Genomic DNA, 4361 nt, shown 5'->3' with positions numbered 1-4361 from the left:
GTATATTAGAGGGTGAACAATCGAGGTCTGACTGTTCACCGTCTGTTCACCACTGTTCACCCGATGCAAAAACGTACAGGACTTCTTTTGATTGTTTATTCCTATTAATATCAGGCATAAGTAAAGTTAAAATTAACAAAAGGGGTATAGGGATCACCATTCAACCCCACTCAAGACCACTTAACCCCATTCAAACTTTTTTTGTATAAAAATAAGCCACTTTGTTTTCCACCTCACACAAATCCCCCTTGTTGCAATGAGGGAAAATATTCACAAAATAGAGAGCTACCCGAAGCCGGACGGACACGACCGGATCTCTATGGACTGTTATAAGGTAGCTTTATGCACACCGCTTTTTCCGCACCATCTTCCGCGCCAGCCGCGCATCTGACGACTGTTTCTGCCCCAGTGACCGAACGTTTTTTACGCCTCCCGGAAGTGATCCACCAGTGCGGCCTGTCCCGCTCCACCCTCTACGATTTGATTGCCCGTAATGCGTTCCCGGCACAGGTCACCCTCAGCGGTAAAAATGTCGCCTGGCTTCAGTCAGAAGTCAGCGTGTGGATGGCTGAACGTATCGCCGAACGTAACCGGGGATGTGACGCATGAATCAGCCCCGTTTTCAAAAAGCCCCTTTCCCTGGCTTGCATCCCTTCCAGGTTTGCGGTTATAGTTTTTCCGCTGTCGCAAAATCGGCAGCCGGGCGTAGGAACCCGTGTTTAACTATGGCGACACCAGACGCCCCATGCGTCTTTTTTTACGTCGTTGCTCAGGCACACCCATATTTTGAACTATGGTGTTTACACTGTGGTTCAGGTCAGATAATGGTGGCCCGGGCGGGGCAGCTTTCGGGCTGGCCGGTTCTCATAGTTACCGGTATTCCTACCCCCGTCCGGGCTACCACCCATGAGTGTAGGAACTCCGGTGGTGGCTGTATTCAGCTAACTATGGAGGTTGCCCTTATGGCTTCGACCCTCGCCCCGACTCACCCGCAGTTCGTCTTTGTTTTTGCCGCCGTTCGTCGTACCGAACGCACCAGCCGCATTTCCATGCTCCGCACCGTTGCCGGTGATGAGCACGCCGCCCGTCTTTCCCTTGTCCGTGATTACATTCTTTCCTTTGCCGCCCGTCTGCCCGTTGCGGAGGTGGCGCATGCATAACGCAACCCCCATTAAAAATGTCTCAGCCCGTCGTGGTAGCGAGAACACTTTTACTGCTCACCTGAGCATCGAGGCGTACCACAAACTCAACCGCGCGAGTGCCGTATCGCAGTTTGTCGGCGGTGATTTACAGCGCCGGGAAATGAACGGCTTACACCAGCTCTATATTCCGCAGATATTCAGCTATATCCATGACGACATCAGTTTCGTGCTGGAGGAATTAAAAGCGAAAGGGCTGTGCCAGGAGTTTTTGTCGCAGAGCGGTTTAACTGAAATAAACGGCGGGGAATAAACCATGTTTGATTTTCCTCAGCCGGGTGAAAAATACCGCACGGATATTTATGCCGCTGTGACGGTGGTGGGCATTCTGGCCGATGGCATTCCATGGGATGTGCCTTACCGCTGCCCGGATATGGTCTGGAACCCGTTCCGCAAACCCTACACCATCCTTATTCGTATTGAGTCTGACGGGCAGGTGATTGAAATACCGCTCGGGCGCTTTTTGCGGGAATTCACCTGTATTCGTCCTGACTTATTTAAGCGCAACCCTGAAAACCGTTATACCGTGCTGAGAATAATAACCAGTGACCCGGTATTACAGCGTTGGTGTGAAAGGAATATTGATATTTATCCGGAGGAGAACAGACCGGTTATTAAAAATAAACCGGTGGCGTATTCGTGGCGTGATATTTCCCGCCCTGAACCGGATAACAGTTACCGCCATTATCTGTAATTAAAAACACTTTCAATATTTTGTGTGCGCCCCTGCACAGGGCTTCGCACACCCAAAGGAGACCGAATCATGAATATCAGCCAGCCGGTAACACCATCAGGAATTAACGCCACCATTACGCTGGATGACCTGCGTTGCCTTGAACATTTATTACGTGTCGGCCAGTTTGCCGGTGATTTGCTGGAGCATCAGGAATGCACCGTACTGAGCCAGCCCCCGGCGCAACAAACTCAACTCGCTTCACTGCTGTTTCTGATGACCACGCAGCTCGACGGTGTGGTCGAACGCTGCCACATGAGCTGGATGACAACGGAGAAAAACCAATGAAAAGAATGCCACTTTCACCCGTTCTGCGCGCAGCGCTTTACCGTCGCACCGTGGCCTGTGCCTGGCTCAATATCTGCCAGCAACAGCAACGCTTTCCACAGCTCACGCTCGGCGCGGTGGAGGATGCCATTGCCGGTGAGCTGGAGGGATTTTATCTGCGCCAGCACGGACTTGAGAAAGGCCGGGAAATTGCCTGTGCGTTACTGGAGGATTTACTGGAAAGCGGCGCACTGAAAACCACACCGGCGCTGTCGTTTCTCGGGCTGGCCGTCATGGATGAACTTTGCACCCGTCACCTAACGCAACCGGCGCAGCCGTAAGGAAATAAGCAATGAACATGAAAGTCACCGAAGCCGTGAACGCCGCTAAAGGCCAGTGGCCGCAGATCCTCCCGGCGCTGGGCGTGAATGTGGCGCTTAACCGCCATCAGCCGTGCCCGGTGTGCCAGGGTAAAGACCGTTTCCGCTTCGACGATAAGGACGGGCGTGGCACCTGGTACTGTAACCAGTGCGGAGCCGGTGACGGCCTGACACTGGTCTCTAAAGTGCTGGCGGTGTCTGTCACTGAGGCCGCAAGCCAGGTCAACAGCGTGACCGGCAATCTGCCGCCGGTGCCAGCGGATGAAGTCGCCACCGCCCCGGACAATGAGAAAACCATGATGGAAGCGGCGGCACTGGCTACCCGTTTATTTGAGACCAGCCGCACGGCCACCGGCAATGCCTATCTCACCCGCAAGGGGTTAGCACAGCGAGCCTGTCAGGTGCTGACCACCACGCACAAAGTGGCAACCATCACTTACCGCGCCGGTGATGTCATCGTGCCGCTGCACACCACTCAGGGGGAACTGGTTAACCTCCAGTTGATTAATACCGGCGGCACCAAGCGCACGCTCAAAGGCGGTCAGGTGAAAGGCACCTGCCACACCATCGAGGGCAAAAACACCGCCTCAAAACGGCTCTGGTTAGTGGAAGGGTACGCCACCGGCCTGACGGTAAACCAGCTCACCGGCGATACCGTTCTGGTGGCGCTTTCGTCCGTGAACCTCCTTTCTCTGGCAAGCCTTGTCCGGGAACGGCACCCGGCACAGCAAATCATCATTGCCGCCGACCGTGACCTCAACGGCGACGGGCAGACCAAAGCCGCAGCCGCCGCAAATGCCTGTCAGGGTGTGGTCGCTCTGCCGCCGGTATTTGGTGACTGGAATGATGCATTTATGCAGTACGGGGAAGAAGCTACCCGCAGCGCATTGCAGGAGGCGGTAAAAGCACCGGCGGTCAGCCCGTTTGAGCAAATGAGCGAGGCCGAATTTACCGCCATGAGTACCAGTGAAAAGGCGATGCGCGTTTCTGAGCATTACGGCCATGCGCTGGCCGTTGACCCGAACGGCGAGATAATTTCCCGTTATGACGCCGGTGCATGGAAGGTGCTGCCATCCACGCAGTTTGCCCGCGATGTGGCGGCACTGTTCCAGCACATTGGCGCGGGCTTCTCGTCGGGGAAAATCTCGGCGGTGGTCGATACGCTGAAACTGATACTGGCGCAGCACGAAGCCCCGGCACGGCGTTTAATCGGTTTTCGTAATGGCGTACTCGATACGACCAGCGGCATATTTAATCCGCACAGCAAAACGCACTGGCTGAGAACCTTATGTGATGTGGATTTCACCCCGCCGGTGGCCGGTGAAACGCTGGAGCGTGATGCGCCCCATTTCTGGCAGTGGCTCGACCGTGCCGCAGGACGGAACGCACAGAAACGCGACATTATTCTCGCCGCCCTGTTTATGGTGCTGGCGAACCGCTACGACTGGCAGCTCTTTCTCGAAGTGACCGGGCCAGGGGGCAGCGGGAAAAGTATCATGGCCGAAATTGCGACGATGCTCGCCGGGAAGGACAACACCACCTCAGCCACCATCGAGACACTGGAATCATCCCGCGAACGTGCGGCGGTAATTGGCTACTCGCTGATTATTCTCCCTGACCAGGAGAAATGGAGCGGTGACGGTGCTGGGATCAAAGCCATCACCGGCGGCGATGCGGTCTCGGTCGACCCGAAATACCGTGATGCGTATTCGACCCATATCCCGGCGGTGATACTGGCAGTGAACAACAACCCGATGCGCTTTACCGACCGCAGCGGCGGTG

General features: G+C 55.2%; 7 protein-coding genes. All 7 read left to right on the top strand.

The window, feature by feature from the left end:
- Positions 1–342: 342 nt before the first annotated feature.
- The gene (locus MES37_RS23710; protein ID WP_237932762.1) at positions 343–609 is read left to right on the top strand and encodes a helix-turn-helix transcriptional regulator; all 267 of its coding nucleotides are present in this window, start codon (positions 343–345) and stop codon (positions 607–609) included.
- Positions 606–1160, top strand: a complete 555-nt coding sequence (locus tag MES37_RS23705) for a host cell division inhibitor Icd-like protein (protein ID WP_237932761.1) — start codon at positions 606–608, stop codon at positions 1158–1160. The genes MES37_RS23710 and MES37_RS23705 overlap by 4 nt, the downstream gene beginning before the upstream one ends.
- Entirely contained in the window at positions 1153–1452 is a 300-nt protein-coding gene (locus MES37_RS23700; protein WP_237932760.1) for a Derepression protein, read from the top strand. Before MES37_RS23705 ends, MES37_RS23700 begins: the two co-directional genes overlap by 8 nt.
- A 3-nt stretch (positions 1453–1455) precedes the next feature.
- Positions 1456–1893 (top strand): hypothetical protein, encoded by a 438-nt coding sequence (locus MES37_RS23695; protein ID WP_237932759.1) that lies wholly within the window; start codon positions 1456–1458, stop codon positions 1891–1893.
- A gap of 69 nt (positions 1894–1962) precedes the next feature.
- Positions 1963–2220: a hypothetical protein gene (locus MES37_RS23690; protein ID WP_121814411.1), complete on the top strand. Its 258-nt coding sequence runs from the start codon at positions 1963–1965 to the stop codon at positions 2218–2220.
- A complete protein-coding gene (locus MES37_RS23685; RefSeq protein ID WP_237932758.1) occupies positions 2217–2540 on the top strand; it encodes a DUF5375 family protein in 324 nt (107 codons plus the stop codon). Before MES37_RS23690 ends, MES37_RS23685 begins: the two co-directional genes overlap by 4 nt.
- Before the next feature lie 11 nt (positions 2541–2551).
- A partial coding sequence (locus MES37_RS23680; RefSeq protein ID WP_237932757.1) for a primase-helicase zinc-binding domain-containing protein occupies positions 2552–4361 on the top strand: 1810 nt, incomplete at its 3' end.

Origin of the sequence: Buttiauxella sp. S19-1, assembly GCF_022134725.1 — a bacterium.
Taxonomy (GTDB): Bacteria; Pseudomonadota; Gammaproteobacteria; order Enterobacterales; family Enterobacteriaceae; genus Buttiauxella; species Buttiauxella ferragutiae.
The sequence above is the reverse complement of the archived record's forward strand: the minus strand, read 5'-3'. Positions and strand labels throughout refer to the sequence as shown.